Source organism: Jeotgalicoccus sp. S0W5, from assembly GCF_011634875.1.
GTDB classification, from domain to species: Bacteria; Bacillota; Bacilli; order Staphylococcales; family Salinicoccaceae; genus Jeotgalicoccus; species Jeotgalicoccus marinus.
Genome location: NZ_SIRQ01000001.1, coordinates 1 through 24,780, shown reverse-complemented (window position 1 = coordinate 24,780; position 24,780 = coordinate 1). Strand labels below are relative to the sequence as shown.

The 24,780-nt window shown below is 35.1% G+C and carries 24 protein-coding genes, 6 tRNA genes and 2 pseudogenes; 11 read left to right on the top strand and 21 right to left on the bottom strand.

All coding sequences use genetic code 11. The features are described 5' to 3' along the window. Positions 1 to 68 precede the first annotated feature (68 nt). Positions 69 to 1,562 carry an MDR family MFS transporter gene (locus tag EYB29_RS00160; protein WP_166626208.1) on the bottom strand — a complete coding sequence of 498 codons (1,494 nt, stop codon included), beginning with the start codon at positions 1,560 to 1,562 and terminating at the stop codon, positions 69 to 71. 111 nt (positions 1,563 to 1,673) lie between these two features. Between EYB29_RS00160 and EYB29_RS00155 the strand changes: the two genes are divergently transcribed. Continuing rightward, a complete protein-coding gene (locus tag EYB29_RS00155) occupies positions 1,674 to 2,501 on the top strand; it encodes a MerR family DNA-binding transcriptional regulator (protein ID WP_166626207.1) in 828 nt (275 codons plus the stop codon). Next, the gene (locus EYB29_RS00150; protein ID WP_166626206.1) at positions 2,501 to 2,656 is read left to right on the top strand and encodes a hypothetical protein; all 156 of its coding nucleotides are present in this window, start codon (positions 2,501 to 2,503) and stop codon (positions 2,654 to 2,656) included. Before EYB29_RS00155 ends, EYB29_RS00150 begins: the two co-directional genes overlap by 1 nt. 68 nt (positions 2,657 to 2,724) lie before the next feature. Here EYB29_RS00150 and EYB29_RS00145 read toward each other — a convergent pair whose 3' ends face one another. The 3 genes from EYB29_RS00145 to gcvPA form a co-directional block, all read right to left on the bottom strand. Next, positions 2,725 to 3,549 (bottom strand): SurA N-terminal domain-containing protein, encoded by an 825-nt coding sequence (locus EYB29_RS00145; RefSeq protein WP_166626205.1) that lies wholly within the window; start codon positions 3,547 to 3,549, stop codon positions 2,725 to 2,727. Between the two features lie 187 nt (positions 3,550 to 3,736). Further along, on the bottom strand, positions 3,737 to 5,200 hold the full coding sequence (gcvPB, locus tag EYB29_RS00140; RefSeq protein ID WP_166626204.1) for an aminomethyl-transferring glycine dehydrogenase subunit GcvPB: 1,464 nt from the start codon (positions 5,198 to 5,200) through the stop codon (positions 3,737 to 3,739). Then, positions 5,193 to 6,545 (bottom strand): aminomethyl-transferring glycine dehydrogenase subunit GcvPA, encoded by a 1,353-nt coding sequence (gcvPA, locus tag EYB29_RS00135; protein ID WP_166626203.1) that lies wholly within the window; start codon positions 6,543 to 6,545, stop codon positions 5,193 to 5,195. Before gcvPA ends, gcvPB begins: the two co-directional genes overlap by 8 nt. A gap of 314 nt (positions 6,546 to 6,859) precedes the next feature. Here gcvPA and EYB29_RS00130 point away from each other — a divergent pair, with 314 nt between their 5' ends. Then, complete coding sequence (locus EYB29_RS00130) at positions 6,860 to 7,477, top strand: LysE/ArgO family amino acid transporter (RefSeq protein ID WP_166626202.1); 618 nt, start codon at positions 6,860 to 6,862, stop codon at positions 7,475 to 7,477. 87 nt (positions 7,478 to 7,564) lie between these two features. Then, positions 7,565 to 7,828: pseudogene (locus EYB29_RS11675) on the top strand (hypothetical protein); the annotation flags it as partial. 6 nt (positions 7,829 to 7,834) lie between these two features. Here EYB29_RS11675 and EYB29_RS00120 read toward each other — a convergent pair. Continuing rightward, positions 7,835 to 8,197 (bottom strand): YolD-like family protein, encoded by a 363-nt coding sequence (locus tag EYB29_RS00120; protein WP_035856355.1) that lies wholly within the window; start codon positions 8,195 to 8,197, stop codon positions 7,835 to 7,837. 197 nt (positions 8,198 to 8,394) lie between these two features. Here EYB29_RS00120 and EYB29_RS00115 point away from each other — a divergent pair, with 197 nt between their 5' ends. Further along, positions 8,395 to 10,413 carry a cation:proton antiporter gene (locus tag EYB29_RS00115; protein WP_166626200.1) on the top strand — a complete coding sequence of 673 codons (2,019 nt, stop codon included), beginning with the start codon at positions 8,395 to 8,397 and terminating at the stop codon, positions 10,411 to 10,413. Between the two features lie 70 nt (positions 10,414 to 10,483). On the opposite strand, the pseudogene EYB29_RS00110 reads toward EYB29_RS00115, so the two are convergent. Next, positions 10,484 to 10,807, bottom strand: a pseudogene (locus tag EYB29_RS00110) (phosphoheptose isomerase family protein); the annotation flags it as partial. A 52-nt stretch (positions 10,808 to 10,859) separates the two neighbouring features. Here EYB29_RS00110 and EYB29_RS11525 point away from each other — a divergent pair. From EYB29_RS11525 to EYB29_RS00095, 3 genes are all read left to right on the top strand, one after another. Then, the gene (locus EYB29_RS11525) at positions 10,860 to 10,985 is read left to right on the top strand and encodes a transposase (RefSeq protein WP_166626199.1); all 126 of its coding nucleotides are present in this window, start codon (positions 10,860 to 10,862) and stop codon (positions 10,983 to 10,985) included. 129 nt (positions 10,986 to 11,114) lie between these two features. Continuing rightward, positions 11,115 to 11,309 (top strand): hypothetical protein, encoded by a 195-nt coding sequence (locus tag EYB29_RS11520; RefSeq protein WP_240921797.1) that lies wholly within the window; start codon positions 11,115 to 11,117, stop codon positions 11,307 to 11,309. Positions 11,310 to 11,522: 213 nt separating this feature from the next. Then, positions 11,523 to 13,781 (top strand): ATP-binding cassette domain-containing protein, encoded by a 2,259-nt coding sequence (locus EYB29_RS00095; RefSeq protein WP_166626198.1) that lies wholly within the window; start codon positions 11,523 to 11,525, stop codon positions 13,779 to 13,781. Between the two features lie 37 nt (positions 13,782 to 13,818). On the opposite strand, the gene EYB29_RS00090 is transcribed toward EYB29_RS00095, so the two are convergent. After that, positions 13,819 to 14,127, bottom strand: coding sequence for a hypothetical protein (locus tag EYB29_RS00090; protein ID WP_166626197.1), 309 nt, complete (start codon positions 14,125 to 14,127; stop codon positions 13,819 to 13,821). Positions 14,128 to 14,273: 146 nt separating this feature from the next. On the opposite strand from EYB29_RS00090, the gene EYB29_RS00085 reads away from it, so the two are divergent. Further along, a complete protein-coding gene (locus EYB29_RS00085; RefSeq protein ID WP_166626196.1) occupies positions 14,274 to 14,567 on the top strand; it encodes a hypothetical protein in 294 nt (97 codons plus the stop codon). A gap of 2 nt (positions 14,568 to 14,569) precedes the next feature. Here the strand turns inward: EYB29_RS00085 and EYB29_RS00080 are convergent, their stop codons facing one another. The 3 genes from EYB29_RS00080 to EYB29_RS00070 form a co-directional block, all read right to left on the bottom strand. Then, positions 14,570 to 15,364 carry a DUF1835 domain-containing protein gene (locus tag EYB29_RS00080; protein ID WP_166626195.1) on the bottom strand — a complete coding sequence of 265 codons (795 nt, stop codon included), beginning with the start codon at positions 15,362 to 15,364 and terminating at the stop codon, positions 14,570 to 14,572. 110 nt (positions 15,365 to 15,474) lie between these two features. Next, positions 15,475 to 17,277, bottom strand: coding sequence for a glutamine--fructose-6-phosphate transaminase (isomerizing) (glmS, locus tag EYB29_RS00075; RefSeq protein WP_166626194.1), 1,803 nt, complete (start codon positions 17,275 to 17,277; stop codon positions 15,475 to 15,477). A gap of 272 nt (positions 17,278 to 17,549) precedes the next feature. Then, a complete protein-coding gene (locus tag EYB29_RS00070; RefSeq protein ID WP_166626193.1) occupies positions 17,550 to 17,747 on the bottom strand; it encodes a YwbE family protein in 198 nt (65 codons plus the stop codon). Between the two features lie 111 nt (positions 17,748 to 17,858). On the opposite strand from EYB29_RS00070, the gene EYB29_RS00065 reads away from it, so the two are divergent. Next, positions 17,859 to 18,365, top strand: coding sequence for a metal-dependent hydrolase (locus EYB29_RS00065; protein ID WP_166626192.1), 507 nt, complete (start codon positions 17,859 to 17,861; stop codon positions 18,363 to 18,365). 56 nt (positions 18,366 to 18,421) lie between these two features. Here the strand turns inward: EYB29_RS00065 and glmM are convergent, their stop codons facing one another. Genes glmM through EYB29_RS00045 form a run of 4 tightly spaced genes read right to left on the bottom strand, consistent with a single transcriptional unit; the run spans position 18,422 to position 22,523 of the window. Then, the gene (gene glmM / locus EYB29_RS00060; RefSeq protein ID WP_166626191.1) at positions 18,422 to 19,774 is read right to left on the bottom strand and encodes a phosphoglucosamine mutase; all 1,353 of its coding nucleotides are present in this window, start codon (positions 19,772 to 19,774) and stop codon (positions 18,422 to 18,424) included. 26 nt (positions 19,775 to 19,800) lie between these two features. Further along, positions 19,801 to 20,745 carry a CdaR family protein gene (locus EYB29_RS00055; RefSeq protein ID WP_166626190.1) on the bottom strand — a complete coding sequence of 315 codons (945 nt, stop codon included), beginning with the start codon at positions 20,743 to 20,745 and terminating at the stop codon, positions 19,801 to 19,803. Beyond that, positions 20,732 to 21,553 (bottom strand): diadenylate cyclase CdaA, encoded by an 822-nt coding sequence (gene cdaA, locus EYB29_RS00050; RefSeq protein ID WP_166626189.1) that lies wholly within the window; start codon positions 21,551 to 21,553, stop codon positions 20,732 to 20,734. The genes EYB29_RS00055 and cdaA overlap by 14 nt, the downstream gene beginning before the upstream one ends. A gap of 22 nt (positions 21,554 to 21,575) precedes the next feature. Beyond that, a complete protein-coding gene (locus tag EYB29_RS00045; RefSeq protein ID WP_166626188.1) occupies positions 21,576 to 22,523 on the bottom strand; it encodes a helix-turn-helix domain-containing protein in 948 nt (315 codons plus the stop codon). Between the two features lie 137 nt (positions 22,524 to 22,660). Between EYB29_RS00045 and EYB29_RS00040 the strand changes: the two genes are divergently transcribed. After that, the gene (locus tag EYB29_RS00040) at positions 22,661 to 23,113 is read left to right on the top strand and encodes a winged helix-turn-helix domain-containing protein (protein WP_166626187.1); all 453 of its coding nucleotides are present in this window, start codon (positions 22,661 to 22,663) and stop codon (positions 23,111 to 23,113) included. Positions 23,114 to 23,162: 49 nt separating this feature from the next. On the opposite strand, the gene rocF is transcribed toward EYB29_RS00040, so the two are convergent. From rocF to EYB29_RS00005, 7 genes are all read right to left on the bottom strand, one after another. Further along, the gene (gene rocF / locus EYB29_RS00035; protein ID WP_166626186.1) at positions 23,163 to 24,068 is read right to left on the bottom strand and encodes an arginase; all 906 of its coding nucleotides are present in this window, start codon (positions 24,066 to 24,068) and stop codon (positions 23,163 to 23,165) included. A 137-nt stretch (positions 24,069 to 24,205) separates the two neighbouring features. Further along, positions 24,206 to 24,278: transfer RNA gene (locus EYB29_RS00030), tRNA-Lys, on the bottom strand. Positions 24,279 to 24,293: 15 nt separating this feature from the next. Further along, positions 24,294 to 24,365 (bottom strand) — tRNA-Gln (locus tag EYB29_RS00025). Between the two features lie 7 nt (positions 24,366 to 24,372). Beyond that, positions 24,373 to 24,456, bottom strand: a tRNA-Tyr gene (locus EYB29_RS00020). Between the two features lie 10 nt (positions 24,457 to 24,466). Then, positions 24,467 to 24,539: transfer RNA gene (locus EYB29_RS00015), tRNA-Val, on the bottom strand. A gap of 19 nt (positions 24,540 to 24,558) precedes the next feature. Next, positions 24,559 to 24,633 (bottom strand) — tRNA-Glu (locus EYB29_RS00010). Positions 24,634 to 24,645: 12 nt separating this feature from the next. Next, positions 24,646 to 24,720 (bottom strand) — tRNA-Asn (locus EYB29_RS00005). Positions 24,721 to 24,780 lie beyond the last annotated feature (60 nt).

The following is a 24,780-nucleotide window of genomic DNA, read 5'->3' as shown; positions in this document are numbered from 1 at the left end:
AACTAGCCGTATATCAATTATACATGATAAGAAATCACTCCAGAGTAAATATGGAGTGATTTCGCTAATTAGTCATTATTTTCTTCTGTCTTCTTTGGTGCAGGTACAACATCTTCAAGTGGTCTTGCTCTATAAACAAATAAAGCTAAGATAAATGCGACAATCGTAATAATAAAGATGACGAAATATACAAATTCTGTTCCTGCAACCATCGCATCAGTAATGGCTTGTGGTGAGGTTGGATTTTCCACACCATTTAAGTAACTCGCTTGTTTAGAGTTCAGTAAGCCAAGAAATACTGACACACCAATTGCGCCAGATAGTGGCTGTAAAGTAGACATTAGTGCAGTACCGTGTGAGTACATATGTTTAGGCAACTGATTTAAACCGTTCGTTTCTGCTGGCATCATCATTGCTGAAACACTTAACATAATCAATATAAAGCCGACAATGATGACCCACTCTGGTGTATCTGCAGTCAGGTTACTGTACATAAACATAACTGCTGCCAAGACTATTGTTGCTGGAACCATCATGACTTTTGGTCCCACCTTATCAAATAAGGCACCCATAAATGGACTCATTAAACCATTAAGAATACTACCAGGTAATAGTAAAAGTCCTGCTGCTGCTGCTGTTAAGCCCATTGGCCCCTGCATAAATACAGGTAAAATTAGCTCTGAAGCAAACATAATCATAATAATAATAATGAACATGATTACAGCATGGGCAAACATTGGAAACTTGAATACTCTTAAATCCATAAGCGGTTCATCAAGTTTAAATTGACGCATGGCAAAGAGCACAAGACTGATCACACCAATAATTATAGGAATGAATACAGATGCTGTCATAAATCCATTTGCACTTTCACCGGCATGACTGAATCCGTATATTGTACCTCCAAGACCAATGGTTGAGAATACAATTGATAACCAGTCAATCTTAGGTTTAGTAATTTCAGTAACATTTACTAGGAACTTCATTGCAAATAAAATCGAGAAGATTGTAAATGGCACAACTAGGAGGAAGAGGAATCTCCAACCTAAATACTCGACGATTACACCTGAAAGTGTTGGTCCAATTGCAGGTGCAAACATAATGACAAGCCCTACAATCCCCATAATCTTACCTCTTTTGTGAGGTGGATATAATAGCAAGAATACGTTAAACATAATCGGCATAATCAAACCTGTACCAACAGCTTGAATCATTCTACCAAATAGTAGAACACCAAATGTTGGTGCTGAACCTGCTACTATGGTCCCGATTAAGAAAGTCACCATGGTACCGATAAATAATTGTCGTGTGGTAAACCAACCAATTAAGAGTGGAGATATTGGCATAACTATAGCCATCACCAACATAAATCCTGTCGCAATCCACTGAACTGTGGGTAGCGTAATATCAAATTCTTGCATTAAAGTCGTTAATGCAATATTTAGTAATGTTTCATTGAGTATCGCAAAAAATGCCCCGATGATTAAAGCAATCATAATAGGCTTAGTTTTAACATTCGGATTTTCTGAAAGAAACTCATACTTTACGTTTTCGGTCGTCATAATACACCTCGTATCTGTTTTTTTCTATAAACGTTTTGTTGACTAACAGCATAATTAGTGACCTAATTAAATATAAAGTATATAGTAACTATATAGTCAAGAGGTGATTTAATGAATTCAGAAATATATTTTTCAACTGGTGATTTCGCAAATCTTTGCAATGTTTCTAAGCAAACCTTATTTTATTATGACAAAATCAATCTGCTAGAACCGATTTATAAAGATCAAAATGGTTTCCGCTATTATTCAATTACACAGTGTGACACCATGTTCTTAATTGAATCGTTAAAAGAAATGGAAACACCATTAAAGGAAATCAAGATCTTTATAAATAATACAAACCCTGAGTCCATGATTGATTTATTTAAGATAAAGTCTGAACAGATATCTAAGAAAATTGAAAACTTACAGTCCATCCAAAATTCAATAGAAAAGAAAATTACCCTAACCAAAGAAGCACAACAACAAGATTTCACAGAGATTGTCGTACAAAACTCAGATATTGAATACCTATATGTGAGTCATCAACTAGTATACGATGATGAAGACTACAACAAAAAGGTAATTGCAGACTTTTACCATACAAGTATGGATACTTTGAATGAGAAATACGCAATTGGTGTTATCTTAAGAAAAGATGATTTTAATCTATCCACTGAAAATAATTTCAAGCATTTGTTCGTTAGAACAGAGTATACAAAAGAACTGCCCTTGGTAAAAAAAGATAAGTGTCAAGATGTGGTCGCTTACCATATAGGTGAATACGAGAAAATATATCAAACTTTCGATAAGGTAAAGACATTTATAAACAATCATCAACTAGAGATTATAGATAAGATATACTGCGAGCCTGTATATGACCGTATTGCAGTCAGAGATGCATCACAGTACGTGACAAAAATAACTGTCCCGGTTAAAGAGGCAGAAAGGAGTAAGTAATGAGTAAATCGACAAGCGTTGTAAAAACTGGTGTTGGATTCGGTACTGTATTAGCCGTCACAATTTCTTGGAGTTTACACCAATCTATACTATGGGCGATTATCCATGGCATCTTCTCATGGTTCTATGTTATTTACTATATAATTGTGAGATAAGATTCTTATGCAAGTAAAAAGCTATGCAGATTCCCTGACGGTTCTGCATAGCTTTTTTTTATATGTTATTAAACATGCATTTCAATTTCTGCATCTTCTTTAAGCGTCTCTACTAATTTTTGAGCAGCTTCACCTTCTTTTTGACTGACCAATTGTTCTTCTAGTTGCGGTTTCAGCTCATCAAATGAAGGTGGCTCTTCTTCAGTTTCCATTTGCTCTAACTGTTCGACTTGCTGATCATATAATTCTTTTAGCTCATCTTCTGAAGGTTCAATTTCTCCAGCTTCTTCTGCAATGAGTTTATCTACTCTGACTTGAAGTTGAATTTGTTCATCGACTTCTTCTTGATTCATACCTTGCTCTTCAAACATTGTGTAAAGTTCTTCTTGTGATTCAACACCAGCTTGTTCTGTGAGCTGATCTAGAAGTTCTGTCGTTTCTTCTTCAGATGCTTCAAGTTCTCTATTATCGGCTTCCTGCACGAGTAGCTCTTGTGAAACTAAGCCATCAGCCACTTGTGTTTTAAGATCATCCTGATTGACCTCTTCACCAGACATTTGAGACATCATTGCCATCTGCTGGAACTGAGTGTTATACGCTTCTTCAAATTCCGGTTTTTCTATTTGTGTACCATTTACTTCTGCTACGACATCAGGTACATCTTCTAAATCTGGTTCAGGCATTTCTGCTTGTTCGCCTTCACCTTCTGCTGATTCGCCTTCTGATGACTGTCCTCCTTCAGCTGCTGCTCCACCAGATTCTTCTGACGAAGCTGTTTCTTCAGTAGCATTTTCTTCTTCTGCACTTGTATCTTCTGCACCTTCATCATTACTGCATGCAGAGACTACTAATAATGATCCTATTATTGTTAATCCTGATATCCATTTTTTCATATTTAAGATAACTCCTTTTAATAAAGTGTTAGAGGTCATTCTAACGTACACTATTAAAAAAATCATGTAAAAAGGGGTATATATAAAAATAATTTCATCGATTTTGACTGTTTCGTGACCATAAATTTCTATGTAGAAATAAAAAAACAGCAAACACGACAAGGTGTTTGCTGCTTATATTATTCACTTACGCTTCTTTTTGCCAGCGAAGTACAGGCTTACGTGAAGCTCTAGTTTCATCTAAGCGTTTAACTGAAGTTTTGTGTGGTGCTTCGTGAATGATATCTGGGTTGTTTTCAGTCTCATCCGCGATTTGTAACATTGTGTCGATGAAGTGATCTAATGTTTCCTTAGATTCAGTTTCAGTCGGCTCAATCATCAATGCTTCAGCAACGATTAATGGGAAGTAAACAGTTGGTGGGTGAATATCGAAGTCCATTAGACGTTTAGCGATATCTAATGTTCTCACACCGTGAGCTTTTTGTTTATTTCCAGATAATACGAATTCGTGTTTACAGTGTTGTGTAAATGGAAGTTCGTATTTATCTTGTAGGCTACGCATGATGTAGTTCGCATTAAGAACTGCGTACTCACTTGCTTTCTTAAGTCCTTCAGCACCAAGTGTACGGATATAAGTGTAAGCACGTACGTTGATTCCAAAGTTACCGTAGAAGTTCTTAACCATACCGATTGAATCTGGACGGTCGTAGTCTAATTCGTAGACACCATCGTTTTCAACAACTTGTGGTTTAGGTAAGAATTTAGCAAGTTCTTCTGTTACACCGATTGGACCTGAACCTGGTCCACCACCACCATGTGGGCCAGTGAATGTTTTGTGTAAGTTTAAGTGAACTGCGTCAAAGCCCATGTCGCCTGGACGAGTATAACCCATAATCGCGTTTAAGTTCGCTCCATCATAGTACATTTTACCGCCGGCAGCGTGAACAATCTCAGCCATCTCAACGATTTCAGTTTCAAATAAACCTAATGTGTTCGGGTTAGTTAACATAAGTGCTGCTGTATTTTCGTTAACAACTTTCTTAAGGTCTTCAACGTCTACAAGACCTTTACTGTTAGACTTAACCTCTACAACTTTAAAGCCAGCAACCGCTGCTGATGCAGGGTTTGTACCGTGCGCTGAGTCAGGAACGATGATTTCGTTTCTGTGCCCTTCGCCGTTTGCTTCGTGGAAGGCTTTAAATACCATTAGTGAAGTCCACTCACCTTGTGAACCTGCCGCTGGTTGTAGTGTAATTTCGTTCATACCTGTAATTTCTTCAAGGTGTACTTGTAGATCGTACATTAACTCTAAAGCACCTTGGATTGTTTTTGTATCTTGGTATGGGTGGATGTGGCTGAAACCTGGGTGTCTAACTACATCTTCGTTGATTACTGGATTGTACTTCATCGTACAAGATCCTAAAGGATAAAAACCAGTGTGGATACCGAAGTTACGGTTAGACAATCCTGTGTAGTGACGCATTAATTCTAATTCGTCTACTTCAGGCAGATTAGCTGGCTCTTTACGGATGTAAGTTTCGCCAATTTCAGCTTTTAAATCAGTTTCAGGAACGTCAAGGCTAGGTAAGTGATAACCCACTCGACCTTCTTTACTGCGTTCAAAAATTAATGGAAAGTTTTCATTAGCCATTGTTGATTGCCCCCAATTCTTTAGCGAATGCATCGATTTCATCTTTAGAACGGATTTCAGTCGTTGCGATTAACATATGGTTCTCGAATTCTGGGTAGATGCGACCAAGATCAAAACCACCAACGATTCCTTTTTCGAATAATTGCTCGTTAACTTCCTTAACAGGTTTGTTTAACTCAACAACAAATTCGTTGAAGAATGAACCGTCAAATGCTGCTTTAATACCAGCATCTGCAAGCTGTTGTTTAGTGTAACGAGATTTTTGTAGGTTAAGCTCAGACATTTCTTTCACACCGTTTTTACCTAAGGCACTCATTGCTGCTGAACTTGCTACAGCGTTTAGCGCTTGGTTTGAAGTGATGTTTGATGTCGCTTTTTCACGTCTGATGTGCTGCTCACGCGTTTGTAAAGCAAGCACGAAACCACGTTGTCCGTCTTCGTCAACTGTTTCACCAACGAAACGTCCTGGAACTTTACGCATTAACTTTTCAGTTGTTGCGAAGTAACCACAGTGTGGTCCACCAAGTTGTGCTGGGATACCAAAAACTTGAGTATCACCGACAACGATGTCTGCACCAAACTCTGAAGGTGGTGTTAAGTAGCCAAGTGCTAATGGGTTACTTGATACAATCATCATTGCTTTAGGTGAAGTTTTAACGATTTCATTTATTTTATCGAGAGGTTCAATTTGTCCTAAGAAGTTAGGATATTGAACGATAACACCTGCAGTGTCTTCATTAACTTCTTTTTCAAGTTGATCAAGGTCTGTACGGCCATCAACTAGGTCGATTTCAACGATTTCGATGTTTTTACCTTTAGATGCAGTCTTAACTAACTCCCGGTATTCAGGGTGTAAAGCTTTAGAAACAAGTAGGCGGCTCTTCTTAGTTTGAACATTAGCCAAGTACATTGCTTCAACAACTGCTGTACCACCATCGTATAATGAAGAGTTGACAACAGGCATGCCTGTAATTTCAGATACCATTGTTTGGAACTCGAACATTGCCTGAAGTTCACCTTGTGTCATTTCCGGCTGGTATGGTGTGTATGAAGTGTAGAACTCTTGTCTAGAAATAACGTGGTCTACGACTGATGGAATAAAGTGATCATAAACACCAGCACCAAGGAATGAAGTGTACTCTTGAAGGTTAGCATTTTTAGATGCCATGGTGTTCAATTCTTTCTTCAACTCATACTCATTCTTAGGGTCTTTCAGGTCTAGATCTCTCTTCAGTCTAACTTTTTCTGGAATATCAGAAAAAAGTTCGTCTGTGGATTTTACACCGATTTTTTCTAACATCTCTGCTTTATCAGCTGCTGTAGCTGGTAAAAAACGAAAATCCATTACATTTTCCTCCCTATTCTTCCTGGATAATAATATAATTATTGTATCTAGTCTGGAGCTCGCTCCAGAAATAGAATTTACTCATGGAGACGCTATTATTTAGAGCGCTTTCAGAAAATGATTAGTTTCTGAATATTTATCCATACATTCATTATTATAACGATAAGTCACAAATATTAAAAGTACTTGTTATTATACTTTTGTACATTTTGCACAAATAATTATGATACATTGTGAACCCTTTGTAGTCAGAACATATATAGTCCATTATAATAATATGAATTACCTTCTTTATAGAAAGAGAGCATCACTTAATGCAACCTATACTACATGGATTTTTACTCGCACTAGGATTAATTTTACCACTCGGTGCTCAAAACGTTTTCGTCTTTAATCAAGGCGCAAATCATAAGAAGCTCACTGGCGCCTTACCTGTCATTATAACAGCTGGTCTAGCGGATACCTTTCTTATATTAATGGCAGTTCTCGGCGTTTCATTAATCTTGATATCCTTACCTGCCTTACAATTAGTTATCTATATAATCGGTTTTGTCTTTCTCATATATATGGCCTGGTCACTTTGGCATGAAAAGCCAACTCATCTAGAAGAACAGCAATCGATGAGTGGTAAGAAACAAGTCGGTTTTGCACTATCTGTGTCCTTATTTAACCCGCATGCCCTCATAGATACTATAGGCGTTATCGGTACAAGTGCTACGGTCTATGACGGTGGGGATAAAGTTCTCTTCACCGCTTCAACCATTATTGTGTCATGGCTATGGTTTATTATGCTAGCTATAGTCGGACGGGTTGTTGGTTATATAGACAAAACAGGGAAGTACATATTGATACTCAATAAATTCTCAAGTATTATTGTCTTGATCGTCAGCTTGGTTATTCTGAAGAACATTATTGAGTTGATCTTTTTGTAATGGTAGGTTTAACGAACTCGTTTTATTTTCGAAGCGGAGACCCGTTATTACATCCGCTTCGTTTTTATTTCGAGGCCGACCTACACCATTACTTCAGTTGAAGGGAAAAGTGAACATTTAGGCAAGGTGGTTATAGCGAAAATTATATAAAATAGTTGAATATGCATCTATTTTTGTAGTTTTGATGGATGAGAAAGCAGAAGACACTTTACAACATTGTTCAAAAATAGCACTTTATTTTCATAGTGCTGCTAAGTTCTTTTTCTTAGAGACTACGTTAAATGAATTACAATTGCATGGATATCAGAACTATAATTTAAAAGGAAAAAATAAACTCTATATTTTAGGAAATGAATCTTAAATTTTAAGAGATCTATTGCTAATTTCATAAATTTTTAAAATTTCCCCAGTACCAGTATAAGTAGAAATATGGCCATTTTCCCAATACATTATGGAACATAGTTGATTGTATTTTACTTTCAAATGAAAGATAGAATTGATGTCATTCAGAGCAACTTCTGTTAATAAAGGTTTCTCAATTTTATCTTGATTTTGAATAATTTTGTTTAAAATTTTAAACTGTTCAGGGAGCGTTGCAAAAGCTTGCCATTTGATTTTCCCACGGCCCTTAGGAATTCTAGGGTTTAAATATTCTCTATGTATATTTCTGTAATCAGTTTCATAATTATACTTATCTGGGTCATTAGAATTTGGAATCATAAAAATTACCTCAAGATAATAACAGAGCATACGTTCTGTTATTGCAAGATAATTAGCAATTTAATAATTTAAGAAGAAATTTTTTATTAAATAATATACTTACCTTATAGTTAAACACTATTCTATATTTAAAAGATATCTTTTACTATAAAAGGAATTTTATTTTTATTAACAGAATAAGTGAAAGAAGGGTTGATATGGAAACAGTTGAAGGTCTTTTGATTTTTATAATAGCTATAGTTATAGCTTCATTAATTCATTCGTTATTTATACAAAAAGTACCCTTAGCATTTATACAGATTTTTATAGGAGTTTTAATATTTATATTACCAATTCCAGTGAATTTTGATTTTAATACAGAGTTATTTATGTTGTTGTTAATCGCCCCATTATTATTTGTAGATGGTGTCAAAGTATCGAGAGAAAATTTAGGTCGGTATATAAAATCTATAATGCTTATGGCGCTTGGCCTTGTCTTTTTTACCGTTATTGGCGTAGGTTTTATAATACATGGTATCTGGTCTGATTTACCCTTAGCTGCTAGTTTTGCTATCGCTGCTGTGTTATGTCCTACGGATGCAGTAGCGGTATCAACAATTACAAAAGGTAAATCACTACCAAAAGGATCTATGACTATCTTAGAAGGAGAATCACTGTTTAATGATGCCGCAGGTATTATTTCATTTAATATAGCAATTCTTGCATTAATGACTGGAGATTTCTCACTTTCAAATGCTGTGAGTCAGTTTTTAATTTCTGCTATTGGAGGTCTTTTTGTAGGATCAATAATAGGTGTTGTATTTGTTAGATTAAGAATTTCGCTTTTGTTAAAAGGTATTGAAAATAATAATATTTTTGTATTTATACAATTATTAACGCCCTTTATAACATTTGCTATCGCAGAGATGTTTCATGCTTCTGGAATTATAGCAGCTGTAGTAGCTGGTTTAGTACATGGATTTGAACGCGATCGTATAGCTCAATTTAATGCTCAGTTACAATTAAGTTATACGCAAACTTGGAATTTACTAAGTTATCTATTAAATGGTTTTGTATTTGTACTTTTAGGTTATATTGTGCCTAAAACTATCCAAAATATTATTGCATCAGAACCACAAAACATAGCATTTTTATTAGCGATTACTCTTATTATTGCATTACTAATTTATGGTTTCAGATTTTTGTGGGTTTATTTATTTTATCCATTGTTTTATTCAAAACATAAGAACTCCCAAAATAATCAACATACTAATAGAGGTATGTATTCTCTAATTATGACCTTATGTGGCGTACATGGCACTATTTCTTTAGCAATTGCGCTGACCCTGCCCTTTACAATTGACGGTCATGCTTTCAGTTTTAGAAATGATTTATTATTTATTGCATCAATAATGATTATTATTAGTTTAATTATAGCTCAAGTACTTTTACCTGTTTTTACTACAAATATAAAAGAAGATAAAGTTATAGGATTGAATTTTATAGAAACTCGAATTCTGATATTAGAACGAACTATTGATTATCTAACAAATCTATCGACACCAAGAACATCATATAATTATGGTAGTGTTATAAAAAGTTATCATGATCGTATAAAGTTCATGAAATATTCGAAACAAAACACAGAAAATTCAGGAGAATTAAATCGTCTTCGTCATATTGCTTTTGAAACAGAAATGGATACACTTAATCAATTGATTAGGGATAACAAATTATCACAAAATGAATTTGATGATTACTGTACTTATACAGATCATAGACAAAGGTATCATCGTGCTCCATTATTTAAAAGAATATTGATATGGTTTAAATTAGCGACATTGCGTAAGCAGTTTACAGACCAGTCAAAAAATGAACGAAATTTAAATAGAGAAGAAATCTCGGAAAAAACAGCAGATGTAATGAGAATAATTTATTATAATATCTCTAAACGTTTGTCTAAAGAGATGACAAATGATAATGAATTGGAAGTCATGCAAGTTTGTGATAGTTATTTAATGCGAAATGATAGCTTAACATTAGCAAATTCCAATTTAATTAATTATAAAGATCATAACCATGTAACTGTATATCGTATTAAATTAACTGCATTGAACGAACAAAGGAATATTCTTAATCAACTTATTGAGTCAGGAGAAGTAAGTGAAAATATAGCTCTTCTAGTTAATAAATCTATAAATTATGATGAAATGATGGTTTTAGATAAGTTAATATAAAGCATAGAGTTATATAGCGTGTGATATACCATAAAAAAGTTCAATATATTATTTCACTATCCATAAAAATTTATTCTAAGTTGGCATGATTTTGTTGCAACTTAGTTTCATCAACGTCATCTTCAGACTTTAATCCTAAGACCACACTATCTAAAAACATTAGAGAAGATTGTTCAAACAAGCTTCCAAGTGGCTGCATTGAACCTTCTGCGTCATGTTTTGTTACTGCAGGTAGAATTACCGATAAGTCGGATAGTTAACCAATTTTTAAATCTGATTTAGTAGTAATAAGCGCTGCTTGCGCGCTGATAGAATTTGCTTTATCTGCAAGTAAACGCAGATGCTCAGTTGAACCTGAGCCCGAAAAAATAATAAAAAAGTCATTACTCCTAATGACATCCTCCCCTTAAGTTGTACTTAATATCCAACTTAAGGGGATTTTTTATATGAAAAATAATAAATATAGTTTTGAGTTTAAATTGAAAGTCGTTAGAGATTATTTAGATGGTGAAGGTGGACATAAATATCTGGGTAAGAAACATAGTATTCAGTATTCGATGGTTAGAGACTAGGTCAATCAATATAACAAATTTGGAGTTGAGGGTTTAGCTAAATCCTATGAATATATATTATTATACTCCCGAAGAAAATGAACTCAACTTATTAGTCATTAATATTGAGCCAAATGAATGTTTTTACTTATGTGTGAACGGGAAAGTGATCAAGATGAAGAAATGCAAGTTGTTAAGCTTCCCTATATCATGTCAACTAAAGATAGAATGAATACAGTGGATGCTTATGAAAATCTTACATACTATGTTTTAATTGGTGATCAATCAAACTTTTCACACTGGGAAGAATTAATGTATTCTTGGAAAATTTATTGCCAAAATTAAAAGTGTTTGGAATGAAGAACCACCTGCTTTCCCTAATTATAAATCTGGAAGTTAAGGACTTAACGAAAGTGAAAAGCTTCTTTAATAGAGATGAATTAAATTGGTGGAATAATTTGTAATATCAACTAATAAATTTTGATGTTCTTTTAAGTAGTGAAGTTTCAAGTAATATGAAATAATTAACATTACAAAGGTTATAAGGGAGGACAATTGATGGATGATATTAATATTATAGGTGCTTCACAAAATAATTTAAAAAACATTGACTTAAATATACCCAAGCATTTGGTGACCGTGTTCACAGGTCGTTCTGGTTCAGGTAAATCTTCGTTAGTGTTCAATACTATTGCTGCAGAATCTGAACAACTTTTAAATGAAAGTTACTCTAGTTACATCCAGTTTCATTTAAATCAACAACCCAAACCAAAAGTAAAAGAAATTAAGAATCTTCCTGTAGCAATGACAATTAGCCAAAAGAGATTCAATGGCAATTCTCGGTCTACTGTAGGTACGGTATCAGATATATATGCAACAGTTAGATTGCTTTGGTCAAGAATAGGTGAACCTTTTGTTGGTTATTCAGATGCATATTCATTTAATAGTCCTAAAGGTATGTGTGAAACATGTGAAGGATTAGGATACATTGAGGATATTAATCTAGATAAACTGTTAGATTGGAACAAATCTCTAAATGAAGGAGCGATTGATTTTCCTTCATTTGGTCCAGATAAAGAACGTGGTAAAGCTTATCGTGATAGTGGTTTATTTGATAATGATAAAAAATTAAAGAATTATACTAAGAAGGAATTAGATTTATTTTTGTATCAAGAACCAATGACATTAAAAAATCCACCAGATGAGTGGCGTAAATCTGCAAAATATGTAGGCTTAATTCCTAGATTTAGTAGAATATTTTTAGGTGATAAAGAATTTAATAAAAAACGTTATGCTAAACATCTTAAAGGTGTAGTAACTAATAAAATCTGTCCTACCTGTGAAGGACAGCGGTTAAACTCAAAAATATTAAGTTCTAAAATCATGAAAAAAAATATTTCTGATTTCACACAAATGACGATTAAAGAAAATTTAGAATTTCTTAATAAACTAGAAGACCCAACAGCTAAATTTATCGTTGACCCACTTCGAAAACAGTTAGAAGCACTTGATTATATTGGACTAAGTTATTTAACACTTAATCGTGTAACAACATCTTTATCAGGTGGTGAAGCACAACGACTGAAGTTAATTCGTCATTTAAATAGTCCATTATCTGATTTAATTTATATTATAGATGAACCAAGTGTTGGATTACATCCAGAAGATATAGCTAAAATAAATGAAATTTTGAAGTCTTTAAAAGATAAGGGAAATACAGTATTAATTGTAGAGCACGATCCTGATGTAATTAAAGAAGGTGATTATATTATTGATATGGGTCCAAGTTCAGGAAAAAATGGTGGAGAAGTAACATTTAAAGGAACTTATAAAGAATTACTGTCTTCAAATACTTCAACAGGTAACGCATTACGGGACAAACATTATCTGAAAAGTAATATACGTGAAGCAAATAACTTTTATGATATTGGACCTGTTAATCAGAACAATTTGTATAATGTTACAACGTCTATACCTAAAAATGTATTGACAGTTATAACAGGTGTAGCTGGTTCAGGAAAAAGCTCACTTATTAAGGCTGGGTTTGCAGAGAATGATAATACAATTTTTATGGACCAAAAAGCAGTTCAAGGATCTAATAGATCTAATTTATTAACATATCTAGGTATTTTTGATAGTGTAAGAAACTTTTTCAGTCAAGAAACCGGTTTAAATAAATCAATGTTTAGTTATAATTCAAAAGGTGCTTGTCCAAATTGCGGTGGAAAGGGCTATATAAAGACAGAACTTGCTTTTATGGGTGACTTTTCACAGACATGTGAAGTATGCCATGGAAAGCGTTATAAGCAAGAAGTATTAAACGCTACAATAAATGGGTACTCGATTGCTGATTTTCTTGATTTAACAGTTGATGAAGGTATAACTTTTTTTGATAAAGAGACAGATATTAAGTCTAAATTAAAGTCTATAAGCAAAACAGGATTAAATTATATGACACTTGGGCAACCATTATCAACTTTATCAGGTGGAGAGATACAACGTGTAAAATTAGGACAACATTTAGATGAAGATGTAAAAGATAATATTTTTATATTTGATGAACCTACAACAGGACTACATGAATCTGATATTCCTGTGCTAATGAAATGTTTCGATGACTTAATTGAACAAAATAATACCGTTATATTAATAGAACATAATTTATCGATTATGTGTGAGGCTGACTGGATTATAGATGTTGGTCCAGGTCCTGGATTAGAAGGAGGAAAAGTCCAATTTAGTGGTACACCTGAAACGTTTATTAACAGTACAGAAACATTGACATCTAAACATTTGAAACGTTATATAAAGGACTAGAACTAAAGGAGTTGAATGAGTACATATTATTACTCATTTAACTCATTTTTATATGCAAATTATGAAAATTAATTTCTATTTTAGTATAAGAAAGACTTTGAAATAATAAGGTTTTATTGTAGAGATAACAATAATAGAGTATAAAATAGTTTGTGTAAATGAATAAATATAAATATACATAATGTACATATAAATTATGTGAATTTATTGGATATAATAGCTTTTTTAAAAAGATAGTATATATCAAACGGCTATCTTTCCCTGTTTCATAACCACCTAGCTCACGGCAATTTTCCAAGTTTGTTAAAGGTAAACGCACCCCGTTCAATTGTGCTTTGTTATTCATTAGTAACCTCCACAATAATTTTAATCATAAGAATCATTTTACCAAGGGAATGTTAAGGTCTATCGATTATTTAGTAAATATGTGTTTACTAAAATATTTGTCACTCTTAAAATAATACCTGAAATGATTCATTGGAGGTTTCGTGAATGGGAGATAGAATTTTTCGTCTACTTATATTATTTATTGATGTATTCTTTTTTCTTTTTTACATCACAATCATGGCTGAATTTGTAGAGGTTGACTACATAGCTTTCCCATACATCATCTTAACGATATATTTCATCGTCGCAACCTTTACACATCCATTTATTGGTCTAGAAACTGAAGACAAGTTTTCACATACTAAGATACCTAATTCTAAATACACACTAATTTTCGCCTACATTTTCGCACCAATTGTCTACATCTATAGCCTTATAAAAAATAATGATTCAGAGTAAAATTACTCTGAATCTTTTAATCTCACTTCGTAAAAACGCATTGCAGACAAGTCACCTTTATAGTCAAAATAGCCTTCTTCTATCATTTCTCGTAATCTATATTCTATAAACAAGTCATCAAAGTCTTGTAATTCACCGTACACTTCTCCTACTATTCTCGCTGCTTTTATATAGGGCTCATTCTGCATTTCTACATGTATTTTCTTTGCTGTCTCTATGATAAATGCATCATATGCCGCTTCGTTTTTACTTACAATTTTATAATTACTATATGCTCTTAAATTCATTTCTGTCTGCCTTAAAGCTTTCCATTCTTCTACTAAACGTTTTCTATCATCCAAAAGTTTCTTCTTATTAAACTTCTCATATATTTCTTTTAACTGATTGATACTAAGTTCTGTGGTCTTCACTATATTCGAATTACCAATCAATTCATTATAAGCACTAGTGGTATTTAAAATGTAGATATCATTAGACCAATCCTTCAGCAAATACATCACATATCGTAAACCTGTCTGTTCACTCCCATTATCTGCAGTCCAAATAATAATAGGCTCATACGGCGCAATGTCTCTAAGTTTCTTCAAAGTGTCGTAAGAATAATGATCAACATCTGACAATTTCTCTGTCAACCAGTCTAACCGATTCTCTATCCCCTTTTTTGTATCTAAATATAAAATCGGCCCATACGACAGGTTATCCTTTAATCCAATCACCCGACTACTATTTGTTGCGAGCTTTACAGATAACCATGCTGATTCTCCGATTACAATATGCCAAGTCATTTCATTATTCATAAAATCACCCCACATGGTTTTAACCTTTTCTATGTCTGACCAAACAAAAAGCACCCTAGTATTGAACCATAAAATTCAATACTAAGAGTGCTAAGTTTTTATCATTAAATCTATTCTACAGTAACTGATTTAGCGAGGTTACGTGGTTTATCGACATCATTACCTCTGTGAAGTGCTGCATAGTACGAAATTAACTGATAAACTACTACAGATACTAATGGTGTCAGCATTTCATGAACGTGAGGGATAACATAAGTATCGCCTTCTTGTTCTAGTCCTTCCATGGCAATCATACAAACATTGGCACCACGTGCTGCAACTTCTTGTGCATTACCACGGATGTTTAGGTTTACATTCTCTTGTGTTGCGAGTGAAAATACTGGTGTACCGTCTTCAATCAAGGCGATTGTACCATGTTTCAATTCTCCACCTGCAAAGCCTTCTGCTTGAATATAGGAGATTTCTTTAAGTTTTAAGGCGCCTTCTAAGCCGACATAATAATCCATTGTTCTTCCGATAAAGAACGCATTTCTAGTCGTTTCTAAGAAGTCTTTAACAATGCCTTCAATCGTTGATCCATCATCAATCACTGAAGTAATCGCTGTCGTCACTTTACCAAGCTCTGACATCAAGTTTAAGTCGCTCTTTCTACCAAGTTCTCTTGCTGTTACGGCTGCAACAATTGAGAGTACTGCTATTTGTGCAACATAAGCTTTAGTAGATGCTACAGCAATCTCTGGGCCTGCATGTAAGATTAAAGTCTGGTCCGCTTCACGTGAAAGTGTAGACCCAGGTACATTCGTAATAGTAAGAGCCTGATAGCCTTTTTCTTTAATATCCACTAATACTGCACGACTGTCTGCAGTTTCACCTGACTGTGATATAAAGATGAATAGTGGATTTTCTGAAAGTAATGGTGTGTTATACACAAACTCAGAAGCAACATGTACTTCAGTTGGTACACCTGCCCATTTCTCGATATATTCTTTACCAATTAAACCAGCATGGTAACTCGTTCCAGCTGCGATAATATATAAGCGGTCTGCATCATTTAGCTGTTTGATGATGGCATCATCAATTTTCAGGTTCCCATTTTCATCTTGGTATTCATTGATAATTTTACGCATTACTTGAGGCTGTTCATTAATTTCTTTAATCATGTAATGTGGGTAAGTGCCAAGTTCAGCATCACTTGCATCAATCTCAGTAATATAAGATTCACGTTCGATTACTGTACCTTCAAGATCATGAATAATCATTTGATCTTTCATGATTTGAATCACTTCACCATCCATCAATTCAACAAACTCATTTGTTAATCTAAGCATCGCCATTGCATCAGAAGTGATAACGTTAAACCCGTCACCTTTTCCTAATAGTAGTGGTGATTTATTTTTTGCTGCATAGATTGTATTATCATCCTCATTATCTAATAGACCTAATGCATATGAACCATGTAACAATGATAAAGTTTTCTTGAACGCTTCTAAAGTAGATGAACCTTCTTTGGCGAATTTAGCAATCAACTGTACGATGATTTCTGTATCAGTCTCAGACACTAATTCTACATCTGATAAGTAGTCTTCTCTTAATTGTACATAATTCTCAATAACACCGTTATGAACAAGTGTAAAACGTCCATCGTTACTCTGATGAGGATGAGAATTGACGACACTTGGCTCCCCATGAGTTGCCCAGCGTGTATGACCAATACCCACTTGACCAGAAAAATCTGCGTCAACTTGTTTTCTAAGGTCAGCAATACGACCTTTTTCTTTAAATACTTTAGTCTCAGAGTCACCCTTAACTGCGATACCCGCTGAGTCATAGCCCCGGTATTCTAGCTTCTCTAGACCGTGCAATAGAATTTCCTTAACGTCATTTGTTCCTATATATCCTACAATTCCACACATAATAATACTCCTAGTCTTAATTAATGTTTTGTGGAATATCTGCTCTGTCAGATCGATCACTCGATAGTTTTAACAGATAAACTTACGAATACTTTAGTATCCGGGACAGCATCCGCCGAATGTTCGATAACTGTCCTCCTCGTCAGCAGTTAATACTGCTCTGGCGCTATTCCGATTTAAATTAAGTTTCCCTCCTTTTTACTGTCAGAATAAAAGTGTAAATTATATGGCGAAATATTACAAGATTTTTTTACCTATTTATACCATAAATATTATTGTTCAATAATTTCTTTAACTCTGCCTACAACACCGCCTTCTAATCTCACTTTTATACCATGCGGATGGTTTGCTGAATTTGTTAAATGTTTTTCAACAATGCCCTCTGTCAATTCTCCGGTACGCTGATGATGCTTTTGCACGACTTTGACATGACTCCCCACTTTAATATTCGATCGATTTCTATGATCCATCATTACAACTCCTTTAAGTTAAATTTATTTAACATTGTTATGTTTTTGTTTATATAAAGTTATTTTTATATCTAGTTTAATGATATACTACCTTTATAGGAGGCACATATCATGAAGGGAAAAACTCATGTGATCGGCGGTGTCACTCTTGGTTTAACCGTGGTACATCTCACAGATTTAGATCCAGTCGTTGTTCTAGCAAGTAGCTTAGTTGGATCACTCATTCCAGATATTTGTCATAGTGGAAGCAAAATTGGAAAGCGGATGCCAATCTTATCAAGAATAATCAACTTTGTTTTTGGACACCGCTCATTTACTCATAGTATAGTATTTTGTTTTGTCATTGCATTTCTAGCAGACTTTTTATTTAGCAACACAGCTATAAAGACGGGGCTTCTTTCGGGTATCATCAGTCATTACATATTAGACATGGCTACAAAAAGTGGGATCCAATTGTTCTTCCCCCTAAACTTCAAAGTTCGATTTCCATTAACCACCCGCACAGGGAGTTTTGTAGAGAACATTATCTTCTCTATACTATCTTTAATCTCTGTCTATTTAGGATTTCAAGTGCTAAGTACAAACTTTTCATCTTTCATTAATAATCTTACACCTTAAATTTTACATAAAAGTGGTCCGGACATTAGCATTCCGGACCACTTATCATTTTATGTTTATTTATCTAAACCCATTTCAGCTTCTACAACTTTTGCAATTGTTTCACTATACTCTGTAGCTAATTCTTCAGTTTCTGCTTCCACCATTACACGTACTAATGGCTCTGTTCCTGATGCACGAACAAGAATACGGCCGTTACCGTTCATCTTATCTTCAACATCTGACATGACAGCTTTAACCGCTTCATTATCTGTTACGTGGTGCTTGTCTGTTACACGAACGTTAACAAGCTCTTGAGGGAATGTTTCAACCTGAGCTGCAAGTTCACTTAACTTCTTACCAGAGTCTTTAATAATTTGAGCAAGATGAATACCTGTTAATAGTCCGTCACCCGTTGTGTTATAGTTCATCATCACGATATGTCCTGACTGCTCTCCACCAAGAGAATAGCCACCTTCACGCATCTCAGCAACAACATATCTGTCTCCGACTTTTGTCTTATCAGATTTCATGCCATGTGCTTCTAACGCCTTATAGAAACCAAGGTTACTCATTACCGTTGATACGACTGTATCGTCTTTGAGTTCACCTTTTTCTTTGAGTGATTGAGCTAAGATGAACATAATCTTATCCCCATCAACGATATCTCCATTTTCGTCTACAGCAATAATTCTATCGCCATCACCATCAAAGGCTAGACCGAAATCACATTCTTCATTTTTCACTAATTCTTGTAATCTCTCTGGATGAGTCGAACCAACATTTGCATTGATATTTGTACCATCTGGGTTTGAACCGACTGTTGCTGTCTCTGCTTCTAAGTCACCAAATAAGTATGGGCCTAGGTGATAAGTCGAACCATGAGCACCATCAATACCGATTTTTAGGCCATCAAAGTCTGTGTTAATTGTTGATTTAAGGTATGAAAGGTATTTTTGACCGCCTTCAAAATAGTCAGAGATTGTACCCACATTAACACCAGTTGGTCTTGGAAGATTATCACCTTCACTGTCGATTAATGCCTCAATCTCATTTTCTTGCTCATCTGTTAACTTAAATCCATCTGGACCGAAAAATTTAATACCGTTATCCTCAACCGGATTATGTGATGCAGAGATCATTACACCAGCGTTCGCTTCCATATCTTTAGTTAAGTAAGCCACACCAGGAGTTGTAATGACACCGAGTCGCATCACTTCAACACCGATTGATAATAGGCCTGCAATCAAGGCAGATTCTAGCATCTCACCAGAAATACGTGTATCTCTTCCTACGAGTACACGAGGGTGTTCTTGGCCTTCTCCAAGTAAAGTGTAACCGCCGTAACGGCCTAATTTAAAAGCAAATTCTGGCGTTAATCCTTCATTAGCAATTCCTCTTACACCATCAGTTCCAAAATACTTTCCCATAATAGTCTCCTTTTTGTAAGTCCATGTTAATCATTCTCAACAGTGACATCTGCTTCCAGCACTGCCGGTTCACTCTTTGTCACATTTTCTGGTAATTCTATTCTAACATCTTTTGTACCCGACGATGACATTCCTTCAACATCAACCTCAGCTGTTAGAGAGTTGATAGAGTCCAAGGTTTCCTTGTCACCGAATATTTCTATTGTATCATGGTTTAATTCTACATCAGATACCGTATGTCCGTCATCTGGTTCACCAACCGTTTCTTGATACACAGGTACACTTTTAGAAAGTTCTTCAACTTCAATTTCCACTCTTACAGTTTCTGGTTCGATGACGACATCTAACTTATTGTACTGAGCATCAAAAGCACTCACCTCTGCTTCTTCTACTCTCTCATCAGTAATACTAGAGGTGTCTGACATCATGGCACGTACATATTGTATACGATTCATCGTGCTTTCTCCACCACTCACTGTCACTGTGGAAGGTTCTACATTGACTGAATCCAGTTGATAACTAGAACCCACTCTACCGTCACTCACTTCTGCTTGAACTTCAAAAGTTTGTGACACTAGGTTTTGTATTGTAACATTTGTTGTTTCAGGCTGTACGGTTGCAGTAACATTCTCAGGTAGTCCGTTTACTGTGAAGAACACTTCGTGCTCTCCCGGCTCTCTATTTCTAAGGTCTAAGGTCACTTCAAAGTTTCTCGTCGCCTGTAATCTTTTCACATTTGAACTTGAGCCTGATAATTCAACTGTAACCTCTTGTGGTACACCAGAAACATAATATTCTTCTTCATCATAAAGTAATTCAACTGGTACGGATTCAACAAAATCGGCATCTTCATTTGTATTCTCGTCATCAACAAATATATTTGCCTCATCGAAGATGTTATTTGCATTAAAGAACATCAAGATTGTTAATAACAGTGCAACAATACTTATTCCAACCTTACTTTCTAGCAAATATACCGCCCCCTTCCTTAGATGAAACAGCGACTAACCACTGTTCATGGAGTAGTTTTTCAAGTGTATCCATGTCGAGTTCTTTGGTCATTTTACCGTCGTATGTAACAGACACATTCCCTGTCTCTTCAGATACGATAATCGTAAAAGCATCGGTCACTTCCGATATTCCTACAGCAGCTCTATGTCGTGTTCCTAAGTCTTTTGCGATCTTATTGCTTTCAGAAAGCGGTAGATAACTACCTGCAGTAGCGATTTTATCACCTTGAATAATCATCGCACCATCATGTAACGGTGTATTCGGTATAAAAATGTTAATAAGAAGTTGTGAGGAAATTTCTGAGTTTAATGGCACACCTGTTTCGATGTAGTCTTTTAACCCCGTCTCTTTTTCCATCACTATTAAAGCTCCAATCCGCCTTTTAGCCATATACCTTACAGCGGTGAGCATATCTTGTACAAGACGTTCCTTAACTGCAGCTTCGTTTTGTCCATTGGATCTAAATAGACTTCCACGCCCGAGTTGTTCTAAGGCTCTTCTTAGTTCAGGTTGGAAGATTACGATTACTGCTAAGAAACCCCATTGTAAAACCATATCAAACAACTGAGTTGTCGTTGTTAGATCGAAAAAATTACTAATTGCCCGCCCAATTATTATGAAAAATATCCCTTTGATTAGCTGAACGGCTTTTGTTCCTTTGATGACGGTAAGTATTAAGTAAAATACATACCAAACGATAAGCACATCGATAATACTTGTAATTACAAAGGAAGTAGAGATATTTTCAAAAAAGTTGGCTGTGTCCATAATGATTATCCTTTCTATTATGTTATAAGCCACCTAATCTCTCTGTTAACTCGCGATATACTACTGTTATTTCAGGTATGACTGAAGTATCTAACTCAATGTTAGCTAATTGTTTAAATAAGGCATCTGCTTCTTTAACCTTATCCATTTTGAAATAACTATAGGCTTTTAAAACTAATAGTACTTCATCATCTGTTGTAGTCAGTATTTCTAGTGCATCATTATAACGCTCAATCTTAACCAAACAAAGCACTTTTAGCTGTTCAATTTCCAAGTCTTTATAGTGGATACCTAGTCTTGTAGAAATCAGTTCTATATCTGTAATGATTCTGTGTGCAGTGTAATACTGTTTAAATATAATATAACATTTTACAAGTGCATAGCGTAATTTTAAATCTGAAATATTTAATTCATCAAACTTCGTTAACATGTATAAAGCATCTTCTAAAATATCGATTGCTTGATCTGTTAACTTATCATTCACCAGTAAATCCGCCTTCAATAAGACTGCGTTAATATAATGTTGATTCACAGCCACTGTAGATAGTTGTTTTAATGCCTTATCTATGTTCGTACGTGTACGTTTACTATCACCGAGATGACGGTAATACTGAGCATATATCAAATGAATTCGACCACTATCTGGCATAGGAATATCTTCAATCTGTTCATATTCTTTATCGATAAAATATTTCAAAGATTCAAAGTCTCCATGTTCAACCTTCAATTCATAGTGACCTATTTCTCTAAGTATTTCGAAATTATTATATTTAAAATGAGATACTTCAGTCATGAAATCATTTACAGTACAATTCAAACGCTTGCTTAACTTAACCAATACATTTGTTGATGGTTGAACGGTACCTTTTTCAATCAAACTTAAATATGTGCGGGAGATGATTCCCTCAGCGAGCTCTTCTTGCGTCAGATTATTATTGTTTCGAATTTCTTTGATTCTTTGACCTATCATACTCATCCCCCTAGTACTTAACATTTTAATAATACCAAATCCAAATTTATGTAACAAACAATCATATAAATGAAATCTTGATTAATTGACGAGGTTTACTTCTTACATGATAATAAAAGAAAACATTGGAGGATATAATGAAGAATTTGCTCGTTATAAAAGACCTAGAGCAGCTCAAGTCAATTAGCGATCCGTTTAGAATGAAACTCCTTGCCATGATGTCAGAAGAAGCAAAAACTGGTCAGATGCTTGCAGACGAACTTGAATTGCCACGAGCTAAAGTCCACTATCACCTCAGCCAATTGTTAAAACACGGTATTATAACCATCTCACATACAGTAGAAAAGAAAAGCATTTTACAAAAGTTTTACATTCCTAGCGCAAAACATATTATTGCTGATATGAATATACTCAATTATAAACCATTATCCGAACATTCGGACCCGCACGTTTATCAATTAAAATTAAATGATTACTCTTTTAATGCCCTGATGGTGCAGCTTAAAAACCTAAATAATGAAGAAAACGACTCCGATATTTCTTCTTATCTCATTAATATTGTAAAAACAGAAGACAAACTGATTCAGTAATATAAAATAAGAAGCTGTGAAAGTCCGTCTTCCACAGCTTCTTTACTATCTATAACAATCTTTTCCCGAAGATAAACGATGCGATTTCTACAGCTTTTTTAGCTGTATTATTCTCCTTATCAAGGAGTGGATTAACTTCCACTAAATCACAAGAAACTAAACGATCAGATGCACTTAGTACTGTTAATGCCTCGAGTAGTTCAGCTAGAAAAAGTCCCCCGTTGACCTTTGTACCTGTCCCTTCTATTTCCATTGGATCTAAGCTATCTACATCTAATGATAGATGTATGGCATCACAATGCTCTAAAGAAGCTAAAGCTTTTTTAATCACAACAGTCAAACGCTCAGTTCTCACATCTGACATAGTATGACACTTAATATTGTGTGCTTTAATATAAGACTGCTCACCAGAGTCTAAGTCTCTCACTCCTATAAAGACAATATTTTCATGTTTTAATTTTGGACCACTTTTATGTACATCAACCAGCTGTTCATGCCCTTCACCTAATAAGACACCTACAGGCATACCGTGTATATTACCACTCGGTGACGTTTCGCTACTATTGATATCCCCATGCGCATCAATCCAAATTACCCCTAAGTTATCATAATGATGACTAATACCACTAATTGAACCAATAGATAAGCTATGGTCGCCTCCAATTATAAATGGGAACTTCTTATTACTTACACTCTCATCTACCACAGAGGCAAGCGTCTGACTATAATCTAATACTTCACTTAGATTGATTAAGCCATTTTTATCTTTTTCATTACTATTCTCTTTCCATACCCCATATCCTCCAACAACATTCCCCTTATCGGTTACTTCATGACCGAGCTCATTCAATTTCTTTATTAAATGTTCAAAACGCAAAGCATCTGGACCTAAAGCAACACCTGGTCTTTGTTGACCAAATGATGTTGGCGCACCGATCAAATCAATATTTACCACTACAACTCCTCCAAATCTAAACCCTTTTGTTATACAAATATACTAAAGAAAGCGTTTTTATACAAGTGCTTATAAATATTAAATTTGAACTAAATTCATGTATAAAAAAAGACACTTGCTTTTGCAAGTGTCCAAGATGAGCCATGCAGGGCTCGAACCTGCGACCCTCTGATTAAAAGTCAGATGCTCTACCAACTGAGCTAATGGCTCTAAATATAATTAAAACTGGGCTGGAAGGATTCGAACCTTCGCATCACGAGACCAAAACCCGTTGCCTTACCGCTTGGCTACAGCCCAAAAATCATGGTGGAAGGGGGCAGATTCGAACTGCCGAACCCGAAGGAGCGGATTTACAGTCCGCCGCGTTTAGCCACTTCGCTACCCTTCCAAATGAAAAATGGAGAATGACGGGCTCGAACCGCCGACCCTCTGCTTGTAAGGCAGATGCTCTCCCAGCTGAGCTAATTCTCCATATTAGACTATATTAAAATGGTGACCCGTACGGGACTCGAACCCGTGTTACCGCCGTGAAAGGGCGGTGTCTTAACCGCTTGACCAACGGGCCATAACAAAAAAATGGCTCCACAGGTAGGACTCGAACCTACGACCGATCGGTTAACAGCCGATAGCTCTACCACTGAGCTACTGTGGAATAAAAAATATGTAAGCCTGGCAGCGTCCTACTCTCACGGGACGTCAGTCCAACTACCAT